The sequence below is a fragment of the Azorhizobium sp. AG788 genome, from assembly GCF_943371865.1.
GTDB lineage: Bacteria > Pseudomonadota > Alphaproteobacteria > Rhizobiales > Xanthobacteraceae > Azorhizobium.
Genome location: NZ_CALRWL010000053.1, coordinates 1 through 26,419, shown reverse-complemented (window position 1 = coordinate 26,419; position 26,419 = coordinate 1). Strand labels below are relative to the sequence as shown.

The 26,419-nt window shown below is 65.1% G+C and carries 31 protein-coding genes and 3 pseudogenes; 10 read left to right on the top strand and 24 right to left on the bottom strand.

All coding sequences use genetic code 11. From position 1 onward, the window contains the following. The 17 genes and pseudogenes from AAG816_RS23035 to AAG816_RS22955 form a co-directional block, all read right to left on the bottom strand. Positions 1-1,656, bottom strand: coding sequence for an HlyD family efflux transporter periplasmic adaptor subunit (locus tag AAG816_RS23035; protein WP_341992026.1), 1,656 nt, complete (start codon positions 1,654-1,656; stop codon positions 1-3). A gap of 78 nt (positions 1,657-1,734) precedes the next feature. Further along, positions 1,735-3,057, bottom strand: a complete 1,323-nt coding sequence (locus AAG816_RS23030) for an ATP-binding protein (protein WP_341992025.1) — start codon at positions 3,055-3,057, stop codon at positions 1,735-1,737. Next, a complete protein-coding gene (locus tag AAG816_RS23025) occupies positions 3,054-3,779 on the bottom strand; it encodes a response regulator (protein ID WP_341992024.1) in 726 nt (241 codons plus the stop codon). Before AAG816_RS23025 ends, AAG816_RS23030 begins: the two co-directional genes overlap by 4 nt. Positions 3,780-3,999: 220 nt before the next feature. Next, a complete protein-coding gene (locus AAG816_RS23020) occupies positions 4,000-4,443 on the bottom strand; it encodes a CopG family transcriptional regulator (RefSeq protein ID WP_341992023.1) in 444 nt (147 codons plus the stop codon). Positions 4,444-4,448: 5 nt separating this feature from the next. After that, on the bottom strand, positions 4,449-6,440 hold the full coding sequence (locus tag AAG816_RS23015; RefSeq protein ID WP_341992022.1) for a conjugal transfer protein TraG: 1,992 nt from the start codon (positions 6,438-6,440) through the stop codon (positions 4,449-4,451). 21 nt (positions 6,441-6,461) lie between these two features. After that, positions 6,462-8,201, bottom strand: a complete 1,740-nt coding sequence (locus tag AAG816_RS23010; protein WP_341992021.1) for a DUF3363 domain-containing protein — start codon at positions 8,199-8,201, stop codon at positions 6,462-6,464. A 243-nt stretch (positions 8,202-8,444) separates the two neighbouring features. Next, the gene (locus AAG816_RS23005; RefSeq protein ID WP_341992020.1) at positions 8,445-9,107 is read right to left on the bottom strand and encodes a lytic transglycosylase domain-containing protein; all 663 of its coding nucleotides are present in this window, start codon (positions 9,105-9,107) and stop codon (positions 8,445-8,447) included. A gap of 1 nt (position 9,108) precedes the next feature. Then, positions 9,109-9,654: a S26 family signal peptidase gene (locus AAG816_RS23000; protein ID WP_341992019.1), complete on the bottom strand. Its 546-nt coding sequence runs from the start codon at positions 9,652-9,654 to the stop codon at positions 9,109-9,111. Further along, positions 9,651-10,172 (bottom strand): DUF2840 domain-containing protein, encoded by a 522-nt coding sequence (locus AAG816_RS22995; protein WP_341992018.1) that lies wholly within the window; start codon positions 10,170-10,172, stop codon positions 9,651-9,653. The genes AAG816_RS23000 and AAG816_RS22995 overlap by 4 nt, the downstream gene beginning before the upstream one ends. After that, complete coding sequence (locus AAG816_RS22990; RefSeq protein WP_341992017.1) at positions 10,169-10,420, bottom strand: hypothetical protein; 252 nt, start codon at positions 10,418-10,420, stop codon at positions 10,169-10,171. Before AAG816_RS22990 ends, AAG816_RS22995 begins: the two co-directional genes overlap by 4 nt. Next, positions 10,417-11,070, bottom strand: a complete 654-nt coding sequence (gene parA / locus AAG816_RS22985; protein ID WP_341992015.1) for a ParA family partition ATPase — start codon at positions 11,068-11,070, stop codon at positions 10,417-10,419. Before parA ends, AAG816_RS22990 begins: the two co-directional genes overlap by 4 nt. After that, the gene (locus AAG816_RS22980) at positions 11,067-12,176 is read right to left on the bottom strand and encodes a replication initiator protein A (protein WP_341992014.1); all 1,110 of its coding nucleotides are present in this window, start codon (positions 12,174-12,176) and stop codon (positions 11,067-11,069) included. The genes parA and AAG816_RS22980 overlap by 4 nt, the downstream gene beginning before the upstream one ends. Before the next feature lie 8 nt (positions 12,177-12,184). Next, positions 12,185-12,466: a helix-turn-helix domain-containing protein gene (locus tag AAG816_RS22975; protein WP_214008348.1), complete on the bottom strand. Its 282-nt coding sequence runs from the start codon at positions 12,464-12,466 to the stop codon at positions 12,185-12,187. A 122-nt stretch (positions 12,467-12,588) separates the two neighbouring features. Then, a complete protein-coding gene (locus AAG816_RS22970) occupies positions 12,589-12,912 on the bottom strand; it encodes a DUF2285 domain-containing protein (RefSeq protein ID WP_341992042.1) in 324 nt (107 codons plus the stop codon). A 150-nt stretch (positions 12,913-13,062) separates the two neighbouring features. Beyond that, a pseudogene (locus tag AAG816_RS22965) lies at positions 13,063-13,405 on the bottom strand (hypothetical protein). Then, positions 13,405-13,518: pseudogene (locus tag AAG816_RS22960) on the bottom strand (IS5/IS1182 family transposase); the annotation flags it as partial. The pseudogenes AAG816_RS22965 and AAG816_RS22960, both read right to left, overlap by 1 nt. A 154-nt stretch (positions 13,519-13,672) precedes the next feature. Beyond that, the gene (locus AAG816_RS22955) at positions 13,673-14,575 is read right to left on the bottom strand and encodes a LysR family transcriptional regulator (protein WP_341992013.1); all 903 of its coding nucleotides are present in this window, start codon (positions 14,573-14,575) and stop codon (positions 13,673-13,675) included. Between the two features lie 310 nt (positions 14,576-14,885). Here AAG816_RS22955 and AAG816_RS22950 point away from each other — a divergent pair, with 310 nt between their 5' ends. The 9 genes from AAG816_RS22950 to AAG816_RS22910 all read left to right on the top strand — a co-directional run bounded on the left by AAG816_RS22950 (position 14,886) and on the right by AAG816_RS22910 (position 22,041). Next, positions 14,886-15,581 (top strand): transporter substrate-binding domain-containing protein, encoded by a 696-nt coding sequence (locus AAG816_RS22950; RefSeq protein WP_341992012.1) that lies wholly within the window; start codon positions 14,886-14,888, stop codon positions 15,579-15,581. Beyond that, the gene (locus AAG816_RS22945) at positions 15,582-16,391 is read left to right on the top strand and encodes an amino acid ABC transporter ATP-binding protein (protein WP_341992011.1); all 810 of its coding nucleotides are present in this window, start codon (positions 15,582-15,584) and stop codon (positions 16,389-16,391) included. It begins immediately after the preceding gene. Next, positions 16,388-17,068: an amino acid ABC transporter permease gene (locus AAG816_RS22940; RefSeq protein ID WP_341992010.1), complete on the top strand. Its 681-nt coding sequence runs from the start codon at positions 16,388-16,390 to the stop codon at positions 17,066-17,068. The genes AAG816_RS22945 and AAG816_RS22940 overlap by 4 nt, the downstream gene beginning before the upstream one ends. Positions 17,069-17,071: 3 nt before the next feature. After that, a complete protein-coding gene (locus tag AAG816_RS22935) occupies positions 17,072-17,299 on the top strand; it encodes a tautomerase family protein (RefSeq protein ID WP_341992009.1) in 228 nt (75 codons plus the stop codon). A 107-nt stretch (positions 17,300-17,406) separates the two neighbouring features. Continuing rightward, a complete protein-coding gene (locus tag AAG816_RS22930; RefSeq protein WP_341992008.1) occupies positions 17,407-18,684 on the top strand; it encodes an FAD-dependent oxidoreductase in 1,278 nt (425 codons plus the stop codon). Positions 18,685-18,816: 132 nt separating this feature from the next. Further along, positions 18,817-19,527, top strand: a complete 711-nt coding sequence (locus AAG816_RS22925; protein WP_341992007.1) for an amino acid racemase — start codon at positions 18,817-18,819, stop codon at positions 19,525-19,527. 91 nt (positions 19,528-19,618) lie between these two features. Further along, positions 19,619-21,049 (top strand): aspartate ammonia-lyase, encoded by a 1,431-nt coding sequence (aspA, locus tag AAG816_RS22920; protein WP_341992006.1) that lies wholly within the window; start codon positions 19,619-19,621, stop codon positions 21,047-21,049. Positions 21,050-21,144: 95 nt separating this feature from the next. Further along, positions 21,145-21,480, top strand: coding sequence for a LysR family transcriptional regulator (locus AAG816_RS22915; protein ID WP_341992005.1), 336 nt, complete (start codon positions 21,145-21,147; stop codon positions 21,478-21,480). Positions 21,481-21,483: 3 nt separating this feature from the next. Continuing rightward, a complete protein-coding gene (locus AAG816_RS22910) occupies positions 21,484-22,041 on the top strand; it encodes a LysR family substrate-binding domain-containing protein (protein ID WP_341992004.1) in 558 nt (185 codons plus the stop codon). A gap of 411 nt (positions 22,042-22,452) precedes the next feature. On the opposite strand, the gene AAG816_RS22905 is transcribed toward AAG816_RS22910, so the two are convergent. From AAG816_RS22905 to AAG816_RS22895, 3 genes are all read right to left on the bottom strand, one after another. Then, positions 22,453-22,773: a DUF2285 domain-containing protein gene (locus AAG816_RS22905; RefSeq protein ID WP_341992003.1), complete on the bottom strand. Its 321-nt coding sequence runs from the start codon at positions 22,771-22,773 to the stop codon at positions 22,453-22,455. 73 nt (positions 22,774-22,846) lie between these two features. Further along, a complete protein-coding gene (locus AAG816_RS22900) occupies positions 22,847-23,221 on the bottom strand; it encodes a DUF6499 domain-containing protein (protein ID WP_341992002.1) in 375 nt (124 codons plus the stop codon). 118 nt (positions 23,222-23,339) lie between these two features. Then, the gene (locus AAG816_RS22895; protein WP_341992001.1) at positions 23,340-23,600 is read right to left on the bottom strand and encodes a DUF2285 domain-containing protein; all 261 of its coding nucleotides are present in this window, start codon (positions 23,598-23,600) and stop codon (positions 23,340-23,342) included. Positions 23,601-23,774: 174 nt separating this feature from the next. Here AAG816_RS22895 and AAG816_RS22890 point away from each other — a divergent pair, with 174 nt between their 5' ends. Next, entirely contained in the window at positions 23,775-23,993 is a 219-nt protein-coding gene (locus tag AAG816_RS22890; RefSeq protein WP_341992000.1) for a helix-turn-helix transcriptional regulator, read from the top strand. A 46-nt stretch (positions 23,994-24,039) separates the two neighbouring features. Here the strand turns inward: AAG816_RS22890 and AAG816_RS22885 are convergent, their stop codons facing one another. The 4 genes and pseudogenes from AAG816_RS22885 to AAG816_RS22870 form a co-directional block, all read right to left on the bottom strand. Continuing rightward, the gene (locus AAG816_RS22885; RefSeq protein WP_341991999.1) at positions 24,040-24,366 is read right to left on the bottom strand and encodes a DUF736 domain-containing protein; all 327 of its coding nucleotides are present in this window, start codon (positions 24,364-24,366) and stop codon (positions 24,040-24,042) included. 656 nt (positions 24,367-25,022) lie between these two features. After that, positions 25,023-25,439, bottom strand: a pseudogene (locus AAG816_RS22880) (hypothetical protein); the annotation flags it as partial. 123 nt (positions 25,440-25,562) lie between these two features. Continuing rightward, positions 25,563-25,730 (bottom strand): hypothetical protein, encoded by a 168-nt coding sequence (locus AAG816_RS22875; RefSeq protein ID WP_188079217.1) that lies wholly within the window; start codon positions 25,728-25,730, stop codon positions 25,563-25,565. 284 nt (positions 25,731-26,014) lie between these two features. Further along, positions 26,015-26,419 (bottom strand): type II toxin-antitoxin system VapC family toxin (locus AAG816_RS22870; RefSeq protein WP_341991997.1); only part of this gene is annotated, 405 nt, incomplete at its 5' end.

Sequence of the window (26,419 nt, the reverse complement as noted above, 5' to 3'; positions counted from 1 at the left end):
TCAGCGGATCTGGTCGATGAGTTCGGCGCCATCGGTCACGATGCGGCGTACGGGGGCGAGGCCCGCCAGCACCAGCACGCGGGACGCGTCGAGGGGCTCCGTCTTCACCTCGCGCGGCATGAAGCGCTCTGCGCTGACGTGCTCATAGACGATGGGCTGGCCGTTCGCCCCACGCACCACCGCCGAGCGGGGGATGGCGATGCCCGTGCGCGGGGCGCCGGCCTTCGCGAAGACCGTCAGGAACTGGCCGGGGCGCAGCTCCCCGGTGTCCGCGGCGACGGAAAACAGGACGGGAAACGCCTGGGCCCGGTCGGATATCCCCGCGCCCACGAAGGCGAGGGCCACGGTGCGCCCGTCGGGCAGGCGTCCTGTGGCACCGGACCGGCCGGCATCGGGCGAGAAGCCGAGCGCCTCCACCCACAGTCGGCCGGGATCGACGATGCGGAACACCACCGTATTCGGGTCCGCCATCTGCCCCGCGACCGCATCGGCGGCGGCGATGACGCCCGACACCGGCGCGCGCAGGGCCTCCGGCTCGCGCTGCACCCGCTCCAGCCTGGCGCGGCGGGTCTGAAGCCCCTTCAGCTCGATTTCCGCTTCCTCTACCTCGCGCCGGGTGACGGCGTTGGGAATGGCCGAGAGCCGCTCGTAGCGGCGCTTCACGATGGCGATCTGCTGGTCCAGTTCGTAGCCCTGCTGCTCCAGGTCCTTGAGGTCGGAGGCGCCGATGGGCGGATGCACATAAGCGAGGATCTCGCCTGCCGCGACCTTCGTGCCGAGCGGCTTGAAGCCCCCCTCCGGCGGGGCGAGGCGCCCACCCACCGCGGTCTGGACAAGGCCGCTGGCATTGGCATCCGGCACCACGCGGCCGGGTAGTTCCACAGTGCCGGCAAAGGTGCCGGCAGCGGTCACGAGGGTGCGCACGCCAAGGATGCGCTGGGTCGGCTTGGGCACGATCACCGAGCCGTCAGGAAGGCGCTGGGCGGCATCGCGGGCGGGGAGCTGCCGAGCGGGCGGCTGCGTGTCCGCCGCCCATGCCCCGTGCGGGGCGCCGGCCAGAGCGACGCCGAGCGATCCGAGGACGAGGAGCGCGCCCACCCGACGCCGGGACATGACCAGCGCCCCGGCCAGGAAGCCGATGAGGAGGCCCGCCAGAATGCCCGCGAGGAGGTCGGTTCGCAGCCCGCCGAGCTGCGCCAGCATCGCCGGCGCTTGCGTCTCGGACGATGTTGGAGCGGCAGGTATGGTCAAGGTGGCGGCAAGAACGTCCACCGTGTCGCCGGCCGTAACGGTGAAGGCAAGGTCGTGCGCGCCGGGCTTCGCGGCGAAGGGAACCGGCAGCACATAGGTGCCAAGCCCGGAGGGCTTCGCGGCCTGCAAGCCCTCGGGCGTGTCCACCTCGATGGCAGCGCCCTCCACCGGGGCGTTGTCGGCGAAGCGGTCGAGGTGGATGGTGAGGGTGTCGTCGCGCAGCACCGCCACCAGCTCAAAATCGGCCGAGGTCGCCTCGGCGCGGGGGGCGAGCGTCGTCACCGGGGGCGGCGGGGGCGCGCCGTGGTCGTGGCCTTCGTGGGTCGCCGCGGGACCGGACAGCGCCGCGCCGGCGAGAAGCCCGCACAGGCCGAATACGGCTTTCCGCAAGAAATGGCGACCCATGCCTCAACCCGTCCGCTGGTTATTCCGGTACGGGAGAGCGATAGCGTGCGGCGCGTCACGCCGCGTATCGCTTCTGTATCAGTTTGTTTCAGCCTGGACCTTGGGCAGGCGCACCGTCACCATGAGGCCACCGCCGGTGGCGTTGGCGAGGCTCAGCGTGCCACCGTGCGCCTCGGCCACCGCGCTGGCGATGGTGAGGCCGAGCCCGACGCCTCCAGTGGCGCGGCTGCGCGACGCCTCAAGCCGCACGAAGGGCTCAAGCACGGCGGCGAGTTGGTCCTCTGGAATCCCCGGTCCCTTGTCCCGCACCGTCAGGACGGCATCCGCTTCCTCATCCATAATGGACACATGCGCGGAGCCGCCATAGGCGAGCGCGTTGTCCACCAGATTGCCCACCATTCGCTTCAGGCTGACGAGCCGTCCCGCGACGACGAGGCGCGGCGGCGCCGAAAGATCGGCCCGCAGGCCCTGGTCCCGCGCGTCGTCCACGATGGTTTCCACCAAAGCCACGAGATCGAGCGGCCGCACCGGCTCCTCGCTCGCCTCGCCGCGCAGGTAGGAGAGCGTCGCCTCGACCATCTGCTCCATCTCCGCGACGTCCCCGGCGATGGCCTCGCGCAGCGCCGGGTCGCTCACATCCTCGAGGCGGAAGCGCAGGCGCGTCATGGGCGTGCGCAGATCGTGGGAGACCGCCGCGAGGGCCTGGGTGCGCCGCTCGACCAACCCAGCGATGCGCGCCTGCATGCCGTTGAAGGCATGGGCCAGCTCCCTCACCTCCTTCGGTCCGGTCTCGGGCAGGTGAATGCGCGCCGCATCCGGTGGCAGGGCCGCGACGGTGCGCGCCATGGCCCGCAAAGGCCGCGTGAGCCATGCGGCGATGGCGAGGGACAGGAGCAGCACGCCCGCCGCCATCAACGTGGTGGAGAGCAGGGAGCCGTGCCCCCCGGCGGTCTGCGGCACGGAGGCGAACAGGCGCACATTCAGCCAGCTCGCATCGGGCAGGCGCACGGCCACAAGGCTGAGGTGTGGATCGGGCCCGGCGCCAACCAGAATGTCTGCTGCGGCAAGGTCCGGTGCGAGCGCGCGAACCTCGGCGGCGAGGCGCTGGGCGGACTCGTCGGCGTAGGGCCCCGCCGCCGCCATGGCCGCGCGGCCCCAATGGGCATCAATGGCGCCGCCGGAAAGCGCATGGGCGACGTCCTCGCGCTGGTCCGGCGGCGTCGCGGCGAGCGACCTGCGCAGCGCCACAACCTGGTCGGCGAGGCGGACGGCATGTGCCGCATGGCGCTCCCGCTCCATGGCATGTTCGTAGGTCCACAGGCTCAACACATGGACCACGACGATTCCGAGCACGGCCACGACTGCGGTCCGCAGGGCGAGGCTGTCGAGGGCGCGGATCATGAGCGCGCCACCTCCGGGACGAAGAAATAGCCGGTCCCGCGCACCGTCTTGACCATCTCCGGCCCGCCGCTCGAATCAAGCTTCCTGCGCAGCCGGCTTACCTGGATGTCGATCGCCCGATCGAAGCCGGTGGCGATGCGGTTTTTCGCAGCATCCATCAGCTGGTCGCGCGTGAGCACGCGCTGGGGATGCTCAAGGAAGGTCAGCAACAGGTCGTATTCGCCGGTGGAGAGGTCGACGATGGCGCCTTCCGGGTTGGTCAGTTCCCGTCGCCGCGTATCGAGCATCCAGCCGGAAAATGCCAGGCAAGTGCCGCCATTAACAGCGGCGGGGTCGGACAGCCGGGTCCGCCGCAGCACCGCATGGATGCGGGCGAGCAGTTCGCGCGGGTTGAAGGGCTTGGCCAGATAGTCGTCCGCGCCGAGTTCCAGGCCGACGATCCGGTCCACGTCGCTGCCGCGGGCGGTCAGCATGATGATGGGCAAATTCGAGGTGCGGCGGATGTCCCGGCACAGATCGAGCCCGCTCGTCCCCGGCAGCATGATGTCGAGAATGACGAGGTCCACCGTGCCGGCGGCCATTGTCTCCCGCATCTCGCGGGCGTCCTGCGCGGCCGTGACCTTGTGCCCGTGCTCACGCAGGAACTTGCCGGCGAGGCGCCGGATCTCGGCATCGTCGTCAACGATGAGAATGTGGCCTTCGGGGGACACCGTGTCACGCACTCCTCTGCACCACTCCACACCGCGGCGCTCGGCGTGGTTCTTTCTAGCCTAAAGCCGGATGCCATCACATTGAATCCCAGAGCGATCCGAAGTGCTCGATGAACACTTCCATGTTCAAATAGCTTCGGGGCGTTTCAACTCTGAGATTTCGGACCCATTCGGCGACTTGGCTCGGTCCGTTCGTCACAAGCAGACGTACTCAAAGCCCGAGAATGCGTCACTACCGGCGGCCTCCGTCACCCTCCAGTTGAGAAACATCCTCAACGATCTCCTGCCGCAGCTGCGGCCCCTTGGCGAGGCGCCGGCCAAGCGCGGTGGTATATGCTGCGTACCGCTCGGACACCTTTGCCCGCGCGGCCTGGGCGGCCGGTTCGGGCAGCGCGGGGGTGGTGGCGAGCCAAAAGCGGATGAATGTGGCGAAGGCTTCGGTCGAGATGCCGAGATCCCGCTCCAGCCGGGCCAGGCGGCGATCGATCTGGCCGAGGCGCCGGGCAAGAGCGGCCTCCTGGCGCTCTGAGCTGTCGGGCGACAGGAAGGAGGCGATTGCGGCCTGGGCGATCAGGGACATGGACTGGTCGCGCTGGGCGGCGTAGTGGGCCAACATGTCCATGAGGTCGGGCTCGAGATAGACGGAGATCTGCGCTTTCTTCGTGCGACCTGCCATGGCGATCACAGCTCCATGCCGTCGTTGGGATTGAGGCTGACCTGTCGGGCGACGCCCTGCATCAGGCCGGTCATGCGCCGGTTCCGGGCGGCGACGTCGTCCATCTCGTCGTCGCGATCGGCGTCGAACTCGAACTCATTCTCGATTGGCTGCATTTTCTCGACCGGTTTCACGCGGCGAAGTTCGGGCTGAAGCCGGTGCTCAGAGCCGGTCGGGTCATCGTCGTGACTTTCGACGGCGGGGCTCCCGCCCGTGCTCTCCTGTGGTGCGGGCACCGGCAGCGCGGTCCAGTCATCGTGTTGGGCGCTCGAACTGCGAGAGAGCGTTGGCGGCGGCAGGACCCGGTTACGGAAGCGCGAGTCCTCGTAGTAGCGGGCCTTCTTGGCCCGGATCGGCGGGGTGCCGGCGACCATGACGATCTCGTCTGTGGGCGGGAGCTGCATGACCTCGCCGGGGGTGAGCAACGGGCGGGCGGTTTCCGAGCGCGACACCATGAGATGACCCAGCCACGGCGAGAGCCGGTGCCCGGCATAGTTCTTCATCGCTTTCATCTCGGTGGCGGTGCCGAGCGCATCGGAGACGCGCTTGGCGGTGCGCTCGTCATTGGTCGCGAAGCTCACGCGGACATGGCAATTGTCGAGGATCGAGTTGTTCGGCCCATAGGCCTTCTCAATCTGGTTCAGCGACTGGGCGATGAGGAAGGCTTTCAGGCCATAGCCCGCCATGAAGGCGAGTGCCGATTCAAAGAAGTCGAGCCGGCCGAGTGCGGGGAACTCGTCGAGCATGAGCAGCAGACGGTGGCGTCCGCCCTTGGCCTGTAGGTCCTCGGTCAGACGCCGGCCAATCTGGTTGAGGAGCAGGCGGATCAGCGGCTTGGTGCGATTGATGTCGGAGGGCGGCACCACGAGGTAGAGGGTCGAGGGAGCCTTGCCGCCGACGATATCGGCGATGCGCCAGTCGCAGCGTCGCGTCACCTCGGCAATCACCGGATCGCGGTACAGGCCGAGGAAGGACATGGCGGTGGAGAGCACACCGGATCGCTCATTGTCGGATTTGTTCAGCAGCTCGCGGGCAGCGCTTGCGATGACGGGATGAGGACCCGCCTCGCCGAGATGCGCGGTCTTCATCATGGCGTCGAGCGTGGACTCGATCGGCCGCTTCGGATCGGAGAGGAAGGCGGCAACGCCGGCAAGCGTCTTGTCCGTCTCGGCATAGAGCACGTGAAGAATGGCACCGACGAGCAGCGCGTGGCTGGTCTTCTCCCAGTGGTTCCGCTTTTCCAGGGAGCCTTCGGGGTCGACGAGGATGTCGGCGATGTTCTGGACGTCACGGACTTCCCACTCGCCGCGACGCACCTCCAGCAGAGGGTTGTAGGCGGCGGACTTGGCGTTGGTCGGATCGAACAGCAGCACGCGGCCATGCCGGGCGCGGAAGCCGGCGGTGAGCTGCCAGTTCTCGCCCTTGATATCGTGGACGATGGCCGATCCCGGCCAGGTCAACAGCGAGGGCACGACCAAGCCGACGCCCTTGCCGGAGCGGGTCGGCGCGAAGCACAGCACATGCTCGGGCCCATCATGACGCAGATAGTCCCGTTCATACCGGCCGAGCACGACGCCATCCGTGCCGAGCAGCCCGGCAGACCGGACTTCATCCCTTTCGGCCCAGCGCGCTGAACCATAGGTCTCGACCCGGGAGGCCTCCCGCGCCCGCCAGACCGACAGGGCTATGGCGACCGCGATGGAGAGGAAGCCGCCGGAGGCGGCGATCAGTGCGCCCCGGAAGAACACCTCCGGCGCATAGGCATCGAAAACGTACCACCACCAGAAGAAGGCCGGTGGGTAGTAGATCGGAAGGCCGAGAAGCACGAACCACGGCGCGCCCAACTGCGGCTGATAGCCGAGGCTCCAGGCCACATATTGTGTCGCGCCCCAGATCGCCGCCAGCACGATGAGCAGGACGGTGAAGATCTGCCCCCACAGGATTTTCGTCGCCGACATGGTGATTATCCTTCTATCGGGTCAGAGGCCGAGGCCGCGCTTGCGACCGAGGCTCCAGTCGACACCACCATCATCACGAGCGACGCCGGAGACATGCTTGCCGAGCTGGCGCTCCAGAGAGGGCGACCAGGGCACGAGCTGGAAGCCGAGGCCGTCGTCGAGCATGGCGAAGCGGCCGGATGCGAGGTTGAGGCGCTGGCGGTAGGTGCCGGCGACATACTCGCCGGTGCCGGCCCTGTTGAACGCCAGGCCGGTCTCGGCGGCGAGCTTCTCGCCGACGGCCTCCAGTTCCCGGCGGCGGAGCGTGTCGATGAGATTGCGGGCGAAGACGACGCGCCGTCCCTGTTGTTCTGCCAGCCCCTCGCGGATGAGATGCTCGGCGCGTCGGTCAAGTGCCTGGCTCACCTCGGCGCCAAAGCCGCCGTCTGACAGAGCAATGGGGTCACGCGCAATGGCCTGCCGGTCGAGCCAGGTGGCGCCGGTGGCGGTCACCTGATGGGCGAGGTCCAGATCGGAGCGCACCGCGAGTGCGACGCGCCGTTTGCCGTGCGCGTCGTCGAAGGTTCGTAGTTCGACGATGGAGCCCGGCGCGCCATCGCCGGCGGCATCGAGGTCGGGCAGCCGGATGTGATGAGAACGCCCGTCGACGCCATCGACGATGGCATAGGCGGAGCCGTGGAGTTCATCATCGAGACCGCGCGCGACCAGTCGGCCGATGACCGGCACGTCGAGACTCTCGGCGGCGAGGACATAGCTCGCCGTGCCACGCTCGATACCGCGTTCGGTGAGGGCGCGGTGCATGCGCTTGATGATGTCGCCGCGCTCCCCCAGCCCGCGCAGGGTGGCTTCCGCTTCCGGCTCCATCATCCATTGGGCGTTGCCGATCTCACTGGCGAGGCCGAGCGTCTCGAGTTTGCGAAGGCGCCCGATCTTCAGCGCATGGTGTTCGTCCGGCTGTCGGCCGGGAGCCGGCGCCATGTCGATGATGCCGCTCTCGCCGGTCTCGCGGAGAAGCTGGCGGTCGAGCTCGGTCCAGCGCTCGGCCTCGATCTGACGTTCCAAACCCCGGCGGATATCGAGCTCGGTGCGCGGGCCGAGTTCCTGGGTGATCAGGTCACGGGCGCGATCGCGCATGCCCTCCTTGATGTAGTCGCGGGAGATCACGAGATCCTGGTCATCGCCGCGGCGGCCTCGCACGATCAGATGCACATGGGGATGCTCGGTGTTCCAATGATCGACGGCGACCCAGTCGAGCCCGGTGCCGAGGTCCTTCTCCATCTGACGGGCGAGGTCGCGGGTGAAGGCCCGCAGGTCCTCCATCTCCAGGGCATCGTCGGGCGAGATGATGAAGCGGAAATGGTGACGGTCCTCGCGGCAGCGCTCGGTGAAGGCATCGACATCCACGCTGTCGCTCTCGGGACCGAACAGCCGCGCCTTCTCGCCCTCGCGGGTCACGCCCTCGCGGCGGAGATAGGTGAGGTGCTGACTGAGGGAGCCCGCGCGGGCCGTGTGTCGGACGACGCGGGCCTTCACCACGGCGCCGCGTGAGCGCGGCGTGATCCGGCGGCTGGCCTGAAGGCTGGCAACCTGTCCGCTGCCGAAACGCGAGCGGTTGCCAGAGGCGATCTTGCCGGAGCGAGAGATCCCGCCGCCGGCCTTCCGGGCCGCGGCGAGCGCCTGGGCGACAAAGGGACGGGCTTGCTGTGCGCGGGTCGAGCGGATGCGGCCGGGACGGACGCGGAACTCGCGTTCATCGCTCATGGCGAAGCCTCGCAATGTGCGGAAAATCGTTGATGCGGTGCCATTTGCGGCACGCGCAAACCTTGTGGTTTGGCTCCACAAGGTGCCGAAGGCGCGGAAAACACGTGGTGAAACAACACCCCGACCGTCGCGCAATGTGCGCCCTTTTATCCTGCCCTCGTGCGGTCGTGGTTCCTGTCCTGCGCCTGCTCGCGCGCCATGGAACGCCAGAACCCGACAGGATGCGAAAGCCGGTCAGCCTGCTCATGGCGCCCTCCGCGATGGCAAAGGAGCAACGGAAAGCGCGCCCGATCGCGGCGCGAGGAACGGGGAATCGGTGGGATTGCTGCGCGCGGGCTGCGCGGCGAACAGCGGCGCCTCGTGCCAGCTTTGCGCCATTGGCCGCACCAATCCGGTGGCGCCGGCTGCAGACTCTGTGTCGATGATCGGCGCCAGGGCCGCGATGTAAGTGCGCGTCTCCAGCGGCAGCCTCTCACCCGCAAGCGACGCCTCATAGCGCGCCGGCCCGGCATTATAGGCCGCGAGCATGGCGCGGATGCTGCCATAGCGGTCATGGAGCTGACGCAGATAGGCGGCGCCGGCGAGGATGTTGTCACGCGGGTCGAATGGATTGGCGCCGAGACCGTAGTGGACGCGAAGCTCGTCCCAGGTCGCAGGCATGATCTGCATCAGACCCATGGCGCCGGCGGGTGAGACGGCGCGCGGATCGCCGCCGCTCTCGGCCCGCAGGACCGCACGGATCCAGCCGGCTGGAAGCTCGAAGCGCTGTGCGGCTTCGTCGATAAAGGCGGCGTAGGAGGTCACGGAATACGTCACACTGGGCGACATGGTTTGCGCGGTGGCAGAGCTAGGCGAGGCGCCGCCGATCAACAGTCCGGATGCGAGGAAGAGCGCCGAGCGACGCATGTCAGCGCACCGCCGCGCGCCAGACGAAGGCGCCGTCGCCGGCTTCATCCGTGAGGAGTGGCATCGCACGGCCGATGACGGTGCCGTCTGAAATCGGCCCGAAATACCGTCCGTCGAGACTGTCACCAACGTCTGGGTTCATCAGGAACAGTTCGCCAGGCGCAATACGCCGGCAGCCCTGCCAGACCGGCAGATCGCGGCCCACGCGGTCGCGCGGCAGCGCTTCGCCGAGTGGCACGCCATCAACTGTGATGGCGTCACGGAGGCGGCAGACATCCTGCCCCGGAAGCCCCATCACGCGCTTCAACAGCGGCGTGCCTTCGCCGATATAGCCACGTGCGATGAGGAACGCAGCGAGCGGCGGCGGTGGCATCACCGCGACCAGATCGGTGATCTCGAGAGCATCGGCCGGGTGGAGAGAATAGAGCCCGACAGGAACGCTCGCCGAGACATTCCAGATCAGCTTGAGCGGCGTCGGCAGCGTGGCGGCGTAGGCCACGCCGACGCTGGCGGCCGCAGCCATCAGCACATAGGCGGCGCGGTTCATTGCCCGCACTCCTGCCGCTTCAACCACGCCAAATGGCGCTCAATCGTGTAGGCGCGCGGCTCGAAGCCGACGCTGATGCGGTGCGCGACATGCCCCCAATGGTCAGGGGCGACGGTCCCCGCATCGATCCCGATCGCCTCGATGGCGTCGATGTGCTGAAGGATTTTCTCCACCTTCGGCCATCCATCCACCCGCAGCAGGATCTCGCCGCCGGGCCGAACGAAAGGCAGCGTCTGGTAGCTTTCGCCCGGCGCCACGCAGCGCACGATATCGAGGCGGGAGGCCACGGTACCGAAGTCGTTCGACGCCCACCGGACAAAGGCGAAGATGCAGCCGGGAGGGAAAGAGAGGATGCGCCGGCGGCGATCCAGAAGCTGCTCATGCGCGTGATGGCCGAAGCGGATCCAGTTCTCAATCCGCTTCTCGATATGGGTCAACTCCACATGGGTCAGGGCATCGGACGGGGGACTGGACGCGGATGCCGTGCTTGCCGCACGGGGCGCAAACGCCGCGCTCATGGCTGATCTCCAGATTGGGGAGGGAATTCGCGCGCGAGGAGGGCGCGCAGCATCTCGGCGACGGTGACGCCACGCCGGAAGGCGGCGACCTTGATCCGCCCGCGCAGGTCGGGCGTCACATCGATGGTGAGGCGCGCGGTGAACGTAGCGCCGGGGCGGTGCTCTGGCGCGACATCTGCCGCCTTGATCCAGTGCTCGGGATCGGCAGGTCGGGAGGCAAAGTCGCGGCGGATCGGGCGCTCGCTCATGGCGCGAGCCTCCCGAGGTCGAGACCATTGATCTCGGCGCAGAGCGCGGCGATCTCGCGCGTGGCCGGCCCCGCATCGTCGCGCTCGAAGACGAGACGCCCGGACTGCGCCGCCGCCGCAAAGGCGATGCGCTGACCGATGGTGCTGGCGAGCACCGGGGGATCCTGGTCGGCCAGCGTCCGTGCGGTCTCGCGGGCGAGAACTGTACGCGCGCCGCAGCGGTTCAGGACGAACCGGACCAACAGCGCCGGGCGGTAGATCCGCGCCTCGCGGATCAGCGTCAGCATCTCGGCCGACGCCCATCCATCGAAGGGCGAGGGCTGCACCGGGATCAGCACCAGGTCGGCGGCGAGCAGGGCCGAGCGCATCAGCCCGGCGACGCGGGGCGGTCCATCGATGACGATGTGATCCGCGTCACGTGCAAGCTCGGGGGCCTCCCGGTGCAGCGTGTCGCGGGCGAGGCCGACGACACCGAACAGCCGTGGCAGGCCCTCGCGGCTGCGCTGCTGCGACCAGTCGAGGCTCGAGCCCTGCGGATCGGCGTCGATCAGCGTGATCCGCTGTCCCTGCCGAGCCCATTGCCCGGCAAGATGCAGCGCCAGGGTGGTCTTGCCGACCCCGCCCTTCTGATTGAGGAGCGCGACGATCATCGCCGATCTCCCCCGCGAGGAGGTGTCTGCGAAGACCTGTCAGGCGGCGTTTTCCCAGGCCGTTTTGACCGCTGCCGGCGATGATCTGCGGCGCTCTCAAAAGCGCTCGCGCGCCTCTTAAAGTTAGATTCTGGGTTAGACTCTAAGTTAAGGGCGCGATTTTCTGATTGAGGACAGGGGGTTAAGGCCTGTTTGGGTTCCTGATAGCACGAGGCACCGGTTCCCGATGGCACGATAGTCCGGGTTCCCGATAGCACGAGCCTATCCACAGGCTGTCCACAGGGCGCGGCAGGCTCGAAGGCGAGCAGCAGCCGGCCGCTGACCTCGACCTCAACGAACAGCCTGTAGCCGGGAAGAGGCTGGCGCCGGATCAGATCCCTGAGCTCGAAGGCGAAGCGCTTGAATGGCGACAGGCTGCCCGACTTCTGGTGCAGGTGCCGGAAATCAAATCGCCACCCATCCTGTTGCCGCCCGCCATGCTTGCGCACCAGACGGTAGAGCCAGCGCTCCAGTCCGCCCGTCAGCCCGAAATAGGCCCGGTCGATGGTGAGCACGAGCGCGTCGTCGAGTACGGCACGGTAGAACCAGTCCGGCAGGATAAGGTCGACGCCGTCGGGCCGGCCGTTGCGGTCGGTCCGTTCCTGCCATTCATTGATCCAGGAGAAGCGGTGCCGGCGTCCCTCAGCCGGCTGGCGGAGGGTGGTCGAGACCGTCGTCGACTGGAGACGGTCGAGCGCGGCCTTGAGGCGCTGATAGTCGCGCAGGGAGGTGCCGCGTCCGACAAAGGTGAGGATCTCATAGGGCGTCGCCGCCATCAGGCGCGAGGTGCGCAGCCCCGCGTCGCGCGCCTCGACGATCTGGCTGGCGGCCCAGATGAGAATGTCCGCGTCCCAGATGGTAGCCATGCCGTGGTCGGGCACGGCCTCGACCCGGATGGCGATGCTGCCGGTCCGGAAATCGATCGGTGCAACGCGCGGCGTCTTGGAGAGGGAGAAGAAGGGATAGGCCATGAGATCCTGCGCATCTCGTGGCGCGAAGTCGCCTGGCCGGGCGCGGAACAGGTCCAGCTGTCCGCGCTCCGAGAGGCTGTGATGCCGCGCCGCCATGGAAGCGTTCAGCGCGCGGCGCGGCCGGCGAACGAACCTGCGGCAAGCGCATGGCGCTTGGCCGGCAGGACGGAGCCGCGCGGATCGGAGGTCGAGGTGACCGCGCCGCGCTCGGTCCAGGCCTGGAGGTCGTCGATGGAATAGACGACGCGCCCGCCAAGCTTGCGATAGGCGGGGCCGGTGCCATAGGTGCGGTGCTTTTCCAGCGTGCGGGCCGACAGGCTGAGAAACTCGGCGGCTTCCTTGGTGCGCAGGTAGCGCGGCGGGAGGGTGGCGAGATCGGGTCGCATGGAGCGGGCCTCCGTGGGCGTGGCGGGAGCCGCCGGAGTGCGGCGGCGGACGGTGACCACGGTGGCGGAGGAGGAATGTCGGGAGGGATGGGGAAGATTGGGGGGCTAAAATCCCCACCCCGTCACGGGCGGCGACGGTGGCGGAACATCCGCAGATAGCCGCCGGCGATCAGGCCGGTGCCGCCTTCCACAAGGCCGATGACGCGGTCGCGCAGGGGAGATGTCTTCCAGGGATCGGCCGCGACCCGCTCGATGCCGAACAGGGCCTCAGCGATGGCGCGGTAGCTCGCGCCCCGGTTTCCTCCATCGTAGGCCTGAAGCACCAGACGCAGGCGTCCGCGCTGCTGACGGGTCAGTCGGGTGTCGGGTGGCATCCGCTTCCCCCGCTGCGCATGCCACAGGTTCAGCGCCTCGATACGGTCGGGCAGGTCGTCGTCGAAGGGGATGAGGGCGGCGATCGGTGCGGCGGGTTCAACGCCGGAAAGCAGACGGGTCAGATCTCAATTGAATTCAACAGCACGTCCATTCTGTCGCAGACCTTGGCTGGACCATTTCCGCTGACCCCGAACTCCTCCGCTAGCAGGATGTTGAAGAACTCAGTCGCGTTCGCAGACGAGGCCTGAATCGTCGCTCTGATGGATGAGGATGTGGCCGACGAGGCGGTCTGCGGTTCCGAGCGTGACCTATCCGCGACCGCAGGCTTCATCGGCGTCGTAGCCTTGCCAAAAGAGCTCAGCGCAGGCCACGCCGTCCCGCGAGCCGTAGCGGACATCGAGGAAGCCCTTCACGGCGACGAAGGCGATCTCGCCGTTGGATGCGCCTCGAACCTGAGCTGAGTCTCTTCGCCAAAGTCGAGAATTTCGTTGTCGCAGGGGGCCACATCTCGACCATCCGCCAGCGTCCGGCGAAGGCCTTCGCGAAAGCTGGAGCCGTGTCCATCAACCCGGCTCCGCCAGCAGGCGCGGGCAGACAAGATCGTAGGCCGCGGCCGCGAAAGTGAAGGCCCAGTCCACCCGGTCAACGCCGCGTAGCATCGGCCGGCGCATCCCCGACCGCCTTCATCAGCCGAAGGCCTCCTCGATGCGCTCGACCGCTTCGCGATATCTGATGCTGCTTAGGGCGACCTTGGAGCGAGATGCGCTCCGCCCACATCATGCCGGTGGGGCAATTTCGTGGGCGAGACGCCCGCGCGATATCGCTGCTGGTTCAGTCAATGGCCAAGTCGTGCAGCGATGCCCAGACCCTCTCCTTCTCTCGGGCCCCCCGGATCGCAGAGCGATAGGCGCGAATGTGCATATCGAGCCACCATTCCTCGGGTCCGGCCGGGACGAGCGTGGCGGCCTGCAGCTCCGCAGCGATCGTGCTTTCCGGCAGCCACGTCATGCCATACCCCTCCAACACCATCGCCTTGAGCGCGAGTGTCAGCCTGTTCTCATGCACAACTTCAAATTCGGGCAGATGAGGTTGCGCGGCGAGGATGGTATCAATCAACCGTGTAATGTACGTGTGCCGCGCATAGCGCAGATAAGGGATGGGTTTGTCGGCTTTGAGAGCATAACGAGGCTTCCCGCTCCGACCGGGGATTGAAACGGGGATCAACCTCTCTCGCCCAATTGCAAAGGAGGGATATTGCTGCGCGTCGATTAATAGCGGCACAGAAGGGTGTGCGTAAAAGAGCATGAAATCCGATGCGCCAGAAATCAGGCTTTCAACGCAGTCATGCATCGGTCCAACTACAACCTGAGTGCGCATTGACCCCAGTCGGGCTTCTAAGCTGTGCAGCCATTTCGGAAAAAAACTCATCGCAATAGTGTGTAATGTCACGAATGAGTGGAAGGAGGGTTCCACCCCTCCCAATTGCAGGCACTGTTCTTTTTCCCGGTAAAGGGCGCGAACCATTTCCTGCGCCCCTTTCCGAAAGCTCAGCCCTTCCGGTGTGAGCGAGGCGGGGAAGGTGCTGCGATCAATCAGCGTAACCCCGAGCCATGATTCAAGATTCCGGATGCGGCGGCTGAAGGCCGGCTGAGTGAGATTCCTGAGTTCCGCCGCCCTGGAGAAATTCAGCGTAGAGCTCAAGGTGAGGAAGTCTTCCAGCCATGCCAGCTCCATAGAACCCTCTCCTTCTGCTCTCGCTGCATTTGTTCGCAAGCATCGCCGAGCCGCCAATGCAAATCCGGCATAGCATATACCGATAATCAATTTCCCAAGCGTCCCGGCGTTCTGTACGAGGGAATTGGCCCGGAAATAATGAAAATAAGCACGGACTTAGCCGCAGAGGGCGGGAGCCGTCCATTCCCGAGGAAGATCGAAAATGAATCGAGCAGAATTCTTGGCAGGTGCCCTCGGGGCGCCCTTAAGCGCTGTTGGACTGCTCGGAAGCGCGCAAGCCCAGACGACGGCTGCCCCTTCTCAGGGCGACTTGGCGCGCATTCTGACAGAGAAGGTGGTCCGCATCGGCGCCGTAGAAGCCTTTCCTTACTACAGGCGAGACCTGCGAACACAAGGCTGGACCGGCATCATGCCCGACATCGCCGAGCTGATGTTTGGCTCGATCGGTGTGCGCTGCGAATATGTCACGACGGATTGGGGCACCGCTGCCGCCGGGCTGCAGGCCCGCCGCTTCGACACCATCGGGGGGTTCAATGCCACGCCGCAGCGCGCGCTGGCGGCGGGTTTCTCGGATGCGGTCGCGCAGAGCCGGCTCGCAATCCTCGGCCTGACAGCCAGAGTGAACACGCTCCGCGAATGGTCCGCGTTGAATCAAGCTTCGGTCACGATCGCCGCCGTCGATGGAGCATCCACCACGCGCCTGGCGCAGAATTTCCTGCCCAATGCAAGTTGGACCCTGGTGCGTACGAACGATGCCATGACGCTGGAAATGGAGAGTGGGCGCGTCGACGTCGTGCTGTCAAACGAGCCTACGCTCTCCCTGTACCGGTCCCAGCGCGGACAAGGCACTTTGGCGGTCCCGACGCCGCTTCGTGCGCAGCCCATCAATTTCGGCATGCGCCTCGAAGCTCTGGACCTTCAGCGTTGGATGAACGTTGCAATTGAATACTTCCGCATCCAGGGGGCCCTGGATGAGATCTGGAGCAAGTATGTCACGCCGGCATGAATGAGCATCATGATGAATAGTCCACTTCTTTCCATTCGAGATCTGCACAAGAGTTTCGGGCACATCGAAGTACTCAAGGGGATAAATATCGATATCCATAAGAGCCAAGTTTTCGGCTTCATTGGAGCCAGTGGCTCAGGAAAGTCCACCCTGCTCCGATGCATCAATATGCTGGAGGTCCCTCAAGTGGGCAGCATCCGCTTGGCTGGGGAATTGGTGGGGTTTCGCGATACGCCCCGTGGCCGCAAGCCGTTGCCCGCCCGGGATCTCAGTCGTCAACGTCGTCGGATGGCGATGGTCTTCCAGCACTTCAACCTCTGGCCCCACCGCACAGCGCTGGAGAATGTCATAGAGGGCCCAGTGGTTGTGCAAGGTATGGATCGAGACCAAGCGAGAGAGATGGGCACAACTCTCCTTCGCAAAGTCGGGCTTGAGGGGCGCGTTCACGCCTATCCCAGTCGATTGTCCGGCGGCCAACAGCAGCGCGTAGCGATCGCCCGTGCGCTCGCTCTACAGCCTGAGATAATTCTATTCGATGAACCGACATCGGCGCTGGACCCGGAGCTCGTTGGTGAGGTCCTGAAGGTGATCCGTGACCTGGCTCAGGAAGGCATGACGATGATCATCGTCACGCATGAAATGGGTTTTGCGCACGAGGTCTGCGATCAAATCGTTTTCCTAGCGGACGGGAAGGTCGAAGACCTGGGCCCACCCGCGCACATCTTTGGCGAGCAGGCGGCCCCGCGCACCCGTGAGTTCACGCGCCGCTACATGGAGCGCCATCAAATCGAAATGGGACGACCGGAATGACCGAAGCTGCTTACCAGTGGAACTTCCAGGTCATTTGGGAGTATCGGGACGTCTTCTTGCGCGCGATGGGAGTGACACTTTCGCTTGCTGGGTTAACCATCATTCTGGGCGCGCTGGCCGGACTCGCACTGTCTTTATTGCGCATGTCGTCCCACCGGGTCGTGAGGTGGCCAGTCATCACTTGGGTGGAGCTGCTCCGTGCTGTTCCACCCTTGGTGCTGGTGGTCTGGATTTATTACTGCCTCCCCATCCTGACGGGTTTGACGATCCCTGCGTTCCAAACTGCCGTCTTGGCGCTCGCCCTCTATAGCTCGGCCTTCTTTTCGGAGATCTTTCGTGCCGGCTTGCAGTCCATCGACCGAGGGTTGGTCGAAGCTGCGTCCTCCGTCGGCATGTCCCAGGCACAGGCCTTCAGACGGGTGGTGTTGCCGCTCGCACTGCAACGCATGTTGCCGCCGTTGGTCAGCCAGTGCGTGCTGGTGGTTAAGAATACGGCGCTCGCCGGCTATATCGCGGTTGCGGACATCCTCTACCAAGGCCAACAGATCAGCATGCAGACTTTCAGGCCGCTGGAGGTCTTGACGACCGTCGCCCTTACTTTCTTGGCGCTCATTATCCCCCTTACGATGGCTGCAAACGTGATCGAGGGGCATTTTCGCCGCAAGTACTACCGCTGAGCAATGGGAAGAACAGTCCAAATGGCATATGTGCGTATCGAGATGCTCTCCGGTCGGAGCGAGGAGCAAAAGGCGATTATTGCCCGTGCGGTGACCGACGCGCTCCAAGAGCATGCGGGGATCGCGCCCGCTCGCCTCCTCATCGTGTTCGAGGATGTGGCTGTGGAGAACTGGGCGAGCGATGGCGCTCTCGTGTCGGCGAAGCGCCGCGCAAGCACCAGCAAGATCTGAGACCGCCAGATCAGGTGGCGGCTGAGGCGGTGGCGAGAGCCGCGACCTTTACTGACCGTTCCCGTTGGAACTCTATCCCTTCAGCCCGCCGGGAGGCGCAGTCTATCATGAACATGAGATCCGAGCGGCACGTCACCATCGTCGGTGCCGGCATCGTCGGCGTGTGTTCCGCGCTTTGGCTTCAGCGTGACGGTTGGGCGGTGACGCTCGTGGACAGCCTGCCTCCGGGACGGGGCGCCTCGTTCGGGAATGCGGGCAATATCAGTCCGGGGGCCGTCGTGCCTTACTCGATCCCAGGGTCGCTACGTCAAGTGCCGGGCTGGCTTTTCGATCCAACTGGACCCTTGAGCATCCGCCCCGGTTATCTTCCCCGTTTGCTGCCCTGGCTTTTCGGCTGGGTGCGCGCCAGCCGAAAAGAGGAAGCCCTGCGCATCTCTGCGGCCATGCACGCGCTCCATTCAGAAAGCTTTGAGGCCTATGCCCAACTCACCCGCGGCACAGACGCGGAAGGGCTGGTGGAGCGGATCGGCCAACTCTATGTCTCCGAAAAGCCCGGCGCCGCCGCAGGATCTGCCCTGGCGCAAGAGATGCGCGCCAAGGCTGGTGTCGCAGTCCAGGTGCTTGACGCAAACGACATCCAGCAGATGGAACCCGCACTGGCACACCGTTTTCAGAGCGGCATTCTGCTCCCCGACAACGGGCGATGCCGCAACCCGCATCGACTGGTCACAGCCTTGGCTGAAGTCTCGGTGCGCAACGGAGCCCAAATCGTCCAGGGCGAGGTCATGGCGATTCAGACCGAAGGAAGCCGAGTGACCCGTCTGATCCTGGACGGCGGCTCCCAACTCACACTCGATGCGTTGCTGATTGCGGCCGGCGCGGGATCTGGCCGGCTGCTGAAGCAGTTCGGCCGCAGCGTGCCCATCGAGGCTGAGCGCGGCTATCACGTGACCCTCGCCGATCCGGGCGTTGTCCTGCACCGCCCTGTGACCCATCGCGATTGGGGCTTCGCGGCGCAGCCGATGGACATGGGGCTGCGGCTGGCGGGCACCGTGGAATTCGCCGGGATCGGAGCTGCCCCGAACTGGCGAAGGGCGGACCTCCTGATGGAGCAGGCCAAGCGGATGTTCCCAGGCGTGCAGACCGATCAAGTCAGCCGGTGGTGCGGCGACCGACCGAGCCTTCCGGATGGCTTGCCGGTACTCGATCGAATGAGCGGCGTCGCCAACGTCTTTCTGGCTTTCGGCAATTCGCATTTCGGCTTGACGGCGGGTCCAGTGATGGGCCGAGCCGCTGCAGCCCTCCTCAATGGCCGTGCAACGAGACTGCCGATGCAGCATTTTCGGCTGGATCGCTTTGGCCGCGTGCCAGGCCTTTTTGCTTAGCGCAATAAGGTGAGAGCACGATACAGATTAGTTGTAAGATCGGCTATGCATATTTGGAATTCATTGTTCCGAATATGCATTGGACTGAACCAATAGAATTCACCCATAGTCGCACGCAAGAAGGAGTGCGATATGCTTGGCGTTCTTGGAGGAATGGGGCCGTTGGCGACGGTCGATTTCATGGAAAAGGTAATAGCCAACACGCCGGCCGGACGAGATCAGGATCATTTGCAAATGATCATCTGCTCCGCCACCGAAGTTCCCGACCGAACAGAGGCGATCATCGGTCAGGGTGCGGATCCCCTACCCGCCATGCTTGAGGCCCTGCGCCGACTGCACGTTTCAGGGGCTTCGTGTGTGGCCATTCCCTGCAACACCGCGCACCATTGGTATGATGCCCTTCAGGCGGAGGCGCAGATCCCCATACTGCACATTGTCGATGCCGTGGTGGAAGACTTGCGTCGTCGCGGCATCGTGGACGGCCGCATTGGCTTGCTGGCGACCACGGGCACCGTGCGGGCCGCCATCTACCAGCGACGCCTGCCTTCCAATTACAGCTGTGTCGTGCCGGCCGCCCAAGATGAGGTGATGCGCGGTATACGGCACGTGAAGGCCGGCCGCATCGATGATGCCGCCGGCGCATTGACCCGGCAGGCCGAAGACCTGCTGTCTTCTGGCTGCAGCGCCGTTGCGCTGGCGTGCACGGAAATTCCCATCGCGCTAGCCCAGGCCGGAAGTGACCTTCGCCCCCACCTCATCGATGCCACCGATGCCTTGGCCCGCGCCTGTATTGCACGGCTCAAACCGGGCGCGCCTCGCATGGTGAGCGGGCGTGCAGCATGAACTGGCGTATGCCGCCGAAAACGGAAGCCGCTCTGTCGGCCCTCTGCAAGACCAAAGCACAGGAAGGGAGATGCGCATGGTGAGGCCTGGAATGGACGTGCCAGACGTGGAGATGCGCCTGGAGCACGATCTCCTCGGGGACAAACGCGTGCCGTCCTCTGCCTACTACGGCGTGCATACGTTGCGTGCGGTGGAAAACTTTCCGATCACCGGCACGCCAATCTCGATCTATCCTGATCTCATTCGGGCCTTGGCTTGCATCAAGCAAGCGGCCGCGCTCGCCAATGCGGAACTGCGTCTTCTGGATACACCAAGGTGCGACGCCATCGCCGCGGCTTGCGTGGAGATCCGTGAGGGCAAGCTGCATGATCATTTCGTTGTCGATGTGATCCAAGGCGGCGCAGGCACCTCCACCAATATGAACGCAAACGAGGTGATCGCGAACAGGGCCCTTGAGCATCTGGGCCACCGGAGGGGCGAGTACCAAGTGCTGCTCCCCAATGAACACGTCAACATGAGCCAGAGCACCAATGACGTATATCCGACCGCATTGAAGGTCGCGGCGCATGTGGGGATCCTTCGGCTGACCGAGGCGATGGCCACGCTCCGTCGGAGCTTCGAGGTGAAGGCGGAGGAATTCCATGACGTGCTGACGATGGGGCGCACCCAGCTGCAGGATGCCGTCCCCATGACGCTCGGCCAGGAATTCAGCACCTACGCCGTCATGCTGGGCGAGGACGAGGACCGCTTGGGGGAAGCCGTCCGCCTGATCTGTGAGATCAACATGGGGGCGACCGCCATCGGCACCGGCATCACCGCCCACCCCGACTACGCGAAGCTGGTCTGCAGCCACCTGTCGGCGATCACTGGCCTTCCATTGGTGACCTCTCCCAATTTGGTGGAGGCGACCCAGGATTGTGGAGCGTTCGTTCAGCTCTCCAGCGTCTTGAAGCGGACCGCCGTCAAGTTGTCCAAAACCTGCAACGACCTGCGCCTGCTATCCAGCGGGCCCAGGGCTGGGCTTGGAGAAATCAACCTGCCGCCGGTCCAGGCCGGTTCTTCCATCATGCCGGGAAAGGTCAATCCCGTGATCCCGGAGATGGTGAACCAGGTGGCCTTCGAGGTGATTGGCAACGACCTCACCGTCACTTTTGCCGCAGAAGCCGGCCAGCTGCAGCTGAACGCTTTCGAACCCATCATCGCGCACAGCTTGTTCAAGAGCGTGACGCACCTGACGCGGGCCTGCCTCACCCTGGAAGAGCGCTGCATCCGGGGGATCACGGCGAACCGAAGCGCCATGCGCGCCGCGGTGGAGCGCTCCATCGGCATTGTGACGGCGCTCAATCAGTACATCGGCTACGCCAACGCCACGGCCGTTGCTCAGGAAGCGCATGCCACGGGTCGCGGCGTTTATGAAGTAGTCCTTGCGAAGCGCCTCCTTTCGAAGGCGCAATTGGACGTGCTGCTCCACCCGGACGTCCTGACCAAGCCCCAGAAGATATTCGATGGGCAGGAGAGATGATCCGCGTCCTGATAGCGTTCAGCGCCGATGATCTCTGGTCGATCGGGCCTCGTCGGCCGACCGTCACGCTTTCAATTTGACGGATTGAATGGGATATGCCGGATATTTTTACTGGAACGCGCGTTTTGCGCTATTTCATTGAGGTGGCGAGCCAGGGCAGCTTTCGCAGGGCCGCCATCTCGCTGGGCATCCAGGAATCATCGGTAAGCCGGGCCATTCGTAATCTTGAGGACCAGATCGGCGCCTCGCTCTTTATCAGGCACTCGGGGGGTATAACGCTCACACTCGCGGGGCAACGCTTTCTTGATCGGGTGCGGGACGCGCTCGATCAGCTTGAAGCTGGGGCTCGAGAAGCGGCCGCTATAGGGCAGCCGGAGAGAGCCCATCTGAAGGTCGGGGTGTTTTCAGTTGCAGCTTGCGGAGCGATTTAGCAGTTGTTTGCCGATTTTGCCCGCCAGAAACCCGAGATTGACGTTGAATTTCATGAAGCATCAGCGGCGCACCACCTGCTATCCCTTGGAATGGCGCGGCTTGATCTGGCGTTCACGATTGGGAATTCACATGCACATTCGTATGATGCAATCGAGGTATGGCACGAGCGAGTGTTTCTCGCCTTTTGTGAAGGGCATCCATTGACGTTTAAAAGCCGCTTGGCCTGGAGCGAGCTTGCTCAGGAACGCCTTCTAACGTCCTCCGGTGGTTCAGGTGATGAGATCAGCGCTTACGTCACAGATCGCGTAAGGGCCATGGGCGGCGAGCCGAAGGTGGTAGCTCATAAGATTGGGCGTTATAGCCTTTTGGGGCTGGTAGCCTCCTGCCTGGGAATAATGCCCCTGCTGGAGTCGGAGACAATTGTTTCGATACCAGGGGTCACTTATCGACCGATCGGCGGAGAGGTGCTCCCGATCTTTGTCATAACCTCTCCTAAGAATGATAGCCCAGCTGCTCGTGCGCTCCTCACTTTAGCTCGGACGACAGGTCAGTCGGGCTGATCGCACCGTGGACCATGCCCGTATCGCTACGGTCTGGGCGCCGCGTCTCTGCGAATGCCCGATCCTCGGTATGTCAGCCTCCATAGGGATCGAGACCGAGGTCCCTCATGACGACGACCCGCACTGGGTACGGACGGTCGAGGGCGGCCTTGAGGCGCTTATCCCGTAGGTGCTGTGTTTCTCGAGTGGTCCTGGACGACAAGCTGAGGAAGACGGTGGCGTCCTTGGTGCGCAGAGAGCACGGCGGCAGCGGGACAGCGTCGGGGCGCATAGATCGAACCTCTGTGGGCGATCTCGGACCTCTGGGTGTCAGCGGCGAATGGCGATCACTGTGGCAAATGGCGTCCGCCGTGGAGGAGGGGGAAAGTTGTTGGGCGTAAAATGCCCACCCTCGCCAAGCCGAAGGCGCAGCTATGGTCGTCGACGATGACGCAGGATCTTCATATAGCCGCCGATGATGAGGGCGCGGCCGCCTTTGACGAGGCCGATGACCCGGTCGCGGAGGGACGAAGTTTTCCAGGGCTCAGAAGTTGCCCGCACCGCGCCAAACAGGGCCACGGCGATGTCGCGATAGCTGGCGCGGTTGGCCCGACCATCCGCGGCGAGCATCATGCTGCGCAGGCGGTGCCGTTGCTGTAGAGTCATGCGCGTGTCGGGCAGCGGCGGCCGCCCTTCGACTGTGCGCCAGAAGCGGTTCAACGCCTCCACCCGGCCCATCAGGTCCGCGTCCATCGGAATGACCACTGCTACGCGGGCGTCACGGTGGCGGCCCGGGAGAAACAGAATCTGCGACTGGTGCCTCCCCTCACCGATGGAGGCGTGAGCACCTTCCGGGCTCAACTGCAACGCGGATATACCATCGACCTCCCTCACCTGGACGCCGTCCGCGAAATGGGGAGACGAGCCAACAATCACGGCGGCAGGATTGACGCGCGGCGACCAGATGATGGACTGCTCGATCGAGCTGAGAGATGGTCTTGCCGCGAAATCGAAGCCCCCAGCGCTGCTCCACCTCCCGGGGGAGCGGTTCGGCCTCGGTACCGGCTGTGACGATCGCGTGGTATTGGTCCTGATAAGTCTCGTCTCGGCGCAGACATTCCCAAGCGAGGCCTTCGACGCAGAGGTCGTCGAAATAATCGTAGTTGGCGCTGTCCCGCCAACGCGATGTGTCCGGCTTCATTCCCTCGGCTCCGCATCAGTGGCGTGCGTGTCGAGCGAAACAGTCAAGAATTGCATCGCCTAAGGGAAGGCCCTCTTTGAGCATCGCGTGATGCCCTGACTGCATCCCGCCAGCCCGATCAGTCGCCCCGGGTGCGGAGAAGGTCCTTGTAGCCGTTGGCGGCGACCCAACGGGCGCGGGCGAGATGGCTGTCAAAGATATTACGCGCACGCTCAGGCTGATGCGCGGCATCTAGTCCGAAGAGCGCTGCGACGATCTCTTTCCAATCCGCGCCGTCGGCCACCGCATCCATAAGGCGCGCATAGAGGCGTATGTGCGATCTGTCGTAGCCGGTGAGTTGGAGGCTGGACGGCGCGATATCCTCAAAAGAATCGGTCATGTGACCCCACACCTCCATGACCATTATTATTCACGCTTCGTAGCCGAGTAGCGAACACGGCGCGAGTGGGAAATAACACATCGAATCCGGTGTTTGTGCGCCTTGGCGGCGAAGCGATCCTATACATACTATAGTTGATAATCTCGGAGGGCGTAAATTGCGATCCGTCTGCGCATGGATATGCGCAAGCTGGTCGGCCGGAACTTCGCGCGCCTGCGTCAGGAGAAGGGCTTGACACAGGAGGACGTGGAGACGCGATCCGGCTTCAGCCAGCAGTACATCAGCGGGCTCGAACGCGGCCGGCGCAATCCCACCATCATCACGCTCTACGAACTTGCACAGGCGCTGGGCGTCAGCCACGAAGAGCTTGTTCGCCCCGACGGCAAGGACTGAACCGCGGGGAAAGCCCCGGCCAGATCCGGCCGGGGCCTTGGGCGCCTCACTCGCCACGTCGCCCGTTGGGGCGGGACCAGATGAGGGAGAAGTTCTCTCCGTCCTCGTCATCGAAGAGGTTGGCGTAGATGGCGGCGGTGAAGCTCGGATCGTCGAGCTTGAGGCCCAGATAGTCGCGGCCCTCGGTGGAGCGCTTGGACCAGGCGGCGCCGATCTCGGCGCGGCCGACCAGGACCCGGTGGCTGGGGGCGTTCTCGCCGCTGGCGCGGGTGTCGGGGATGATGCGCACGCCCCGGGCCTGCACGCCGAGGGTCACGATGTCGCCGGTGAACTCGTTGGTGCCGGTCTTCTTGAAGGTGCCGATGGTGGCCATGTTCCGTCTCCGTCCTGTCTCCTGAGCCCGCACCATTGCGGCCTCGATGGCGATCGAGAGGCCGGAGGCGAGCGACGCCACATCGGCTCGGGGTCCCCGTCGCGCTCGCGCGATGGGGTGAGGATTGCGACCGCAGCGCAGCGGAGGACGGCGCAGGCGCGACTTTGTTGCTTCGCGAGGAATGACGGCGATCCGGGGTCCCCGCGCAGTGCGCGGGGTGGGCGTCGGCAGGGGAAGAAAGTCGGGACCAGCCGTTGTGGCATAGACGCTCGAGGCAAAGCCGTCCTTCGGCCAGATCAGGCCATTGAAGAGGCCGTCTGGAGCGGGCACGGACGGATGGATGACGGAGAGGCCGTGGCCCTCGCGCCGGTTACACAGACCCGACCGGCCAATATGAGCGGACGATGCCCTGAGGCTGGCCAAGATGCGCATTCCCCGTCCCGCCAATGTCGCGAATGCTCTGCCCCAGGGGGCCTTTCGACTGCGACGCGGCCGCCGTCCTCCACGCGCACCAATCCTACCGCATGGGAGGGCAAAGCCGGCGCGCCGGATCTCCGCTCCCTCCTGGCCCAGCCGGCTGACGCGGACGCTATGCCATTCGCCGTCTGGTGCGCCGAGCGGCTATCGCTGTGTAAGGGAGGGGAGCCGTGCCCGTCAGAAGGGCCGAACGTCTTCATTCCGGTGATGCGCACGAAGGCGACAATGCCAACCACGCCGGCTCCGAGGATCGAAAACCCCATCTGCCACGTCTGGGAGGGCATGGTGTGCTTCACGATGCCAAGGGTGGCGTGGAAGCCCGCCGCTGCGGCCGGGAAGACAAACACGGCGGCGATGAGCAGACGTGCCCAGATCGGACGGACGATCGCGAACAGGAACTGGCCGAGGGCGTAAGTCAGGCCAGCAGCGGCAAGGCCGACAACAAGAACGCCGGGCCATCCGGCGCCGGTACCATAGGCCCATGTGCCCGCCATGATGCCCGCAAACAGCGGCAACGCGAATACCGCCAGCGTGAAGAGCAGCCAGCAGAGGAATGCGATCGTCGCCATGCTGAGGAGCATGCCGATGAAGATAATGGGGGCGGCTCCATAAAATCAGACCGATGCGCCTCCACCACCACGATGCACAGGCGGGATTGGCGTTGGCGTCAGAGCACGAGGGCACGCCGTCTCCGCCGTTCATGGCCGCCCGCTCGCCTCTCAAGAGGCAAAGGGATCGATTTCGCGGACGATGGCAGCTTCGTCGCCGTCATATTCGGCAGCCGGGGCGACGGAGAGTGTGCCGTCGCCGGCGCGGAAGATGACGACGGTGGCCATCAGGGTGGTGGCGAGGCTGAAGGCGAAGGCGTGAGCGATCTGGGCGGACATCGACCTGGCTCCTGCGCGAGCGGAGGTCCATCCCCCGCTGACAGGCGCCCGAAGAGGCCGGCCGGTGGCCGCAATCACCGCGTGAGGCGCAGCCGGAGCGGCGGCACGCGCAGCGTAGTCCGACCCGTCATGGGTTGATGGCGTCAGGCCATCGGCTGGACCCAAGGATCAGCGTCGTGAAGCGGGGGGGCCGTCCGGTCAGGAGACCGTGATGGCGGGTTGCCGCGGTGGCAGGTCGCTTCCGCAGGGTTGTCAGGTCCAACACCTGCTGCCGTGGCAAGCTGTCAGCGTTCCACGCTCCACGGATTGATGACCTCCACACCGGCGGCGTCGAACGCGCTGGTATCGCGCGTGGCCACAGCGAAGCCCCGGGAGGCTGCGATTGCGGCGATATAGCCGTCGGGCGTCGGAAAGCCCTTGCCGGCCGCACGAGCCTTCACGGCGAAGTCGGCATAGCGTCGTGCGGCAGCGATATCGAAAGGCAAGACGCGGTCGGCGAACAGCTCCATCACCCCGTCCAGGGCTTCGGTGAGCCTGTCCTTGCGCTTGCCCGCGGGCAGCGCACCGATGCCGTACAACAGTTCGGCGATGGTGACGCTGGAGAGATAGAGCGTCTCGGCCGCCTGCTCGTCGAGCCACGCCCGCACGGTGTCGTCGGGCGTGGGCTTCATCGCCTCCGAGATGACATT

Excerpts from the sequence above, each read along its gene's own strand:
- AAG816_RS23005 (WP_341992020.1), bottom strand. The coding sequence starts at position 9,107 with ATGCGTCGCTCGGCGCTCTTCCTCGCATCCGGACTGTTGATCGGCGGC.
- parA (WP_341992015.1), bottom strand. The coding sequence starts at position 11,070 with ATGATCGTCGCGCTCCTCAATCAGAAGGGCGGGGTCGGCAAGACCACC.
- AAG816_RS22940 (WP_341992010.1), top strand. The coding sequence starts at position 16,388 with ATGACCGAAGCTGCTTACCAGTGGAACTTCCAGGTCATTTGGGAGTAT.
- AAG816_RS22930 (WP_341992008.1), top strand. The coding sequence starts at position 17,407 with ATGAACATGAGATCCGAGCGGCACGTCACCATCGTCGGTGCCGGCATC.
- AAG816_RS22995 (WP_341992018.1), bottom strand. The coding sequence starts at position 10,172 with ATGAGCGCGGCGTTTGCGCCCCGTGCGGCAAGCACGGCATCCGCGTCC.
- AAG816_RS22905 (WP_341992003.1), bottom strand. The coding sequence starts at position 22,773 with ATGGACGCGGACCTGATGGGCCGGGTGGAGGCGTTGAACCGCTTCTGG.
- AAG816_RS22990 (WP_341992017.1), bottom strand. The coding sequence starts at position 10,420 with ATGAGCGAGCGCCCGATCCGCCGCGACTTTGCCTCCCGACCTGCCGAT.
- AAG816_RS22935 (WP_341992009.1), top strand. The coding sequence starts at position 17,072 with ATGGGAAGAACAGTCCAAATGGCATATGTGCGTATCGAGATGCTCTCC.
- AAG816_RS22925 (WP_341992007.1), top strand. The coding sequence starts at position 18,817 with ATGCTTGGCGTTCTTGGAGGAATGGGGCCGTTGGCGACGGTCGATTTC.
- AAG816_RS23020 (WP_341992023.1), bottom strand. The coding sequence starts at position 4,443 with ATGGCAGGTCGCACGAAGAAAGCGCAGATCTCCGTCTATCTCGAGCCC.
- AAG816_RS22890 (WP_341992000.1), top strand. The coding sequence starts at position 23,775 with ATGGATATGCGCAAGCTGGTCGGCCGGAACTTCGCGCGCCTGCGTCAG.
- AAG816_RS22895 (WP_341992001.1), bottom strand. The coding sequence starts at position 23,600 with ATGACCGATTCTTTTGAGGATATCGCGCCGTCCAGCCTCCAACTCACC.
- AAG816_RS23030 (WP_341992025.1), bottom strand. The coding sequence starts at position 3,057 with ATGATCCGCGCCCTCGACAGCCTCGCCCTGCGGACCGCAGTCGTGGCC.
- AAG816_RS22980 (WP_341992014.1), bottom strand. The coding sequence starts at position 12,176 with ATGGCGGCGCGGCATCACAGCCTCTCGGAGCGCGGACAGCTGGACCTG.
- AAG816_RS22975 (WP_214008348.1), bottom strand. The coding sequence starts at position 12,466 with ATGCGACCCGATCTCGCCACCCTCCCGCCGCGCTACCTGCGCACCAAG.
- AAG816_RS22945 (WP_341992011.1), top strand. The coding sequence starts at position 15,582 with ATGAGCATCATGATGAATAGTCCACTTCTTTCCATTCGAGATCTGCAC.
- aspA (WP_341992006.1), top strand. The coding sequence starts at position 19,619 with ATGGACGTGCCAGACGTGGAGATGCGCCTGGAGCACGATCTCCTCGGG.
- AAG816_RS23010 (WP_341992021.1), bottom strand. The coding sequence starts at position 8,201 with ATGAGCGATGAACGCGAGTTCCGCGTCCGTCCCGGCCGCATCCGCTCG.
- AAG816_RS22885 (WP_341991999.1), bottom strand. The coding sequence starts at position 24,366 with ATGGCCACCATCGGCACCTTCAAGAAGACCGGCACCAACGAGTTCACC.
- AAG816_RS22955 (WP_341992013.1), bottom strand. The coding sequence starts at position 14,575 with ATGGAGCTGGCATGGCTGGAAGACTTCCTCACCTTGAGCTCTACGCTG.
- AAG816_RS22915 (WP_341992005.1), top strand. The coding sequence starts at position 21,145 with ATGCCGGATATTTTTACTGGAACGCGCGTTTTGCGCTATTTCATTGAG.
- AAG816_RS22875 (WP_188079217.1), bottom strand. The coding sequence starts at position 25,730 with ATGTCCGCCCAGATCGCTCACGCCTTCGCCTTCAGCCTCGCCACCACC.
- AAG816_RS22900 (WP_341992002.1), bottom strand. The coding sequence starts at position 23,221 with ATGAAGCCGGACACATCGCGTTGGCGGGACAGCGCCAACTACGATTAT.
- AAG816_RS23000 (WP_341992019.1), bottom strand. The coding sequence starts at position 9,654 with ATGAACCGCGCCGCCTATGTGCTGATGGCTGCGGCCGCCAGCGTCGGC.
- AAG816_RS23035 (WP_341992026.1), bottom strand. The coding sequence starts at position 1,656 with ATGGGTCGCCATTTCTTGCGGAAAGCCGTATTCGGCCTGTGCGGGCTT.
- AAG816_RS23015 (WP_341992022.1), bottom strand. The coding sequence starts at position 6,440 with ATGTCGGCGACGAAAATCCTGTGGGGGCAGATCTTCACCGTCCTGCTC.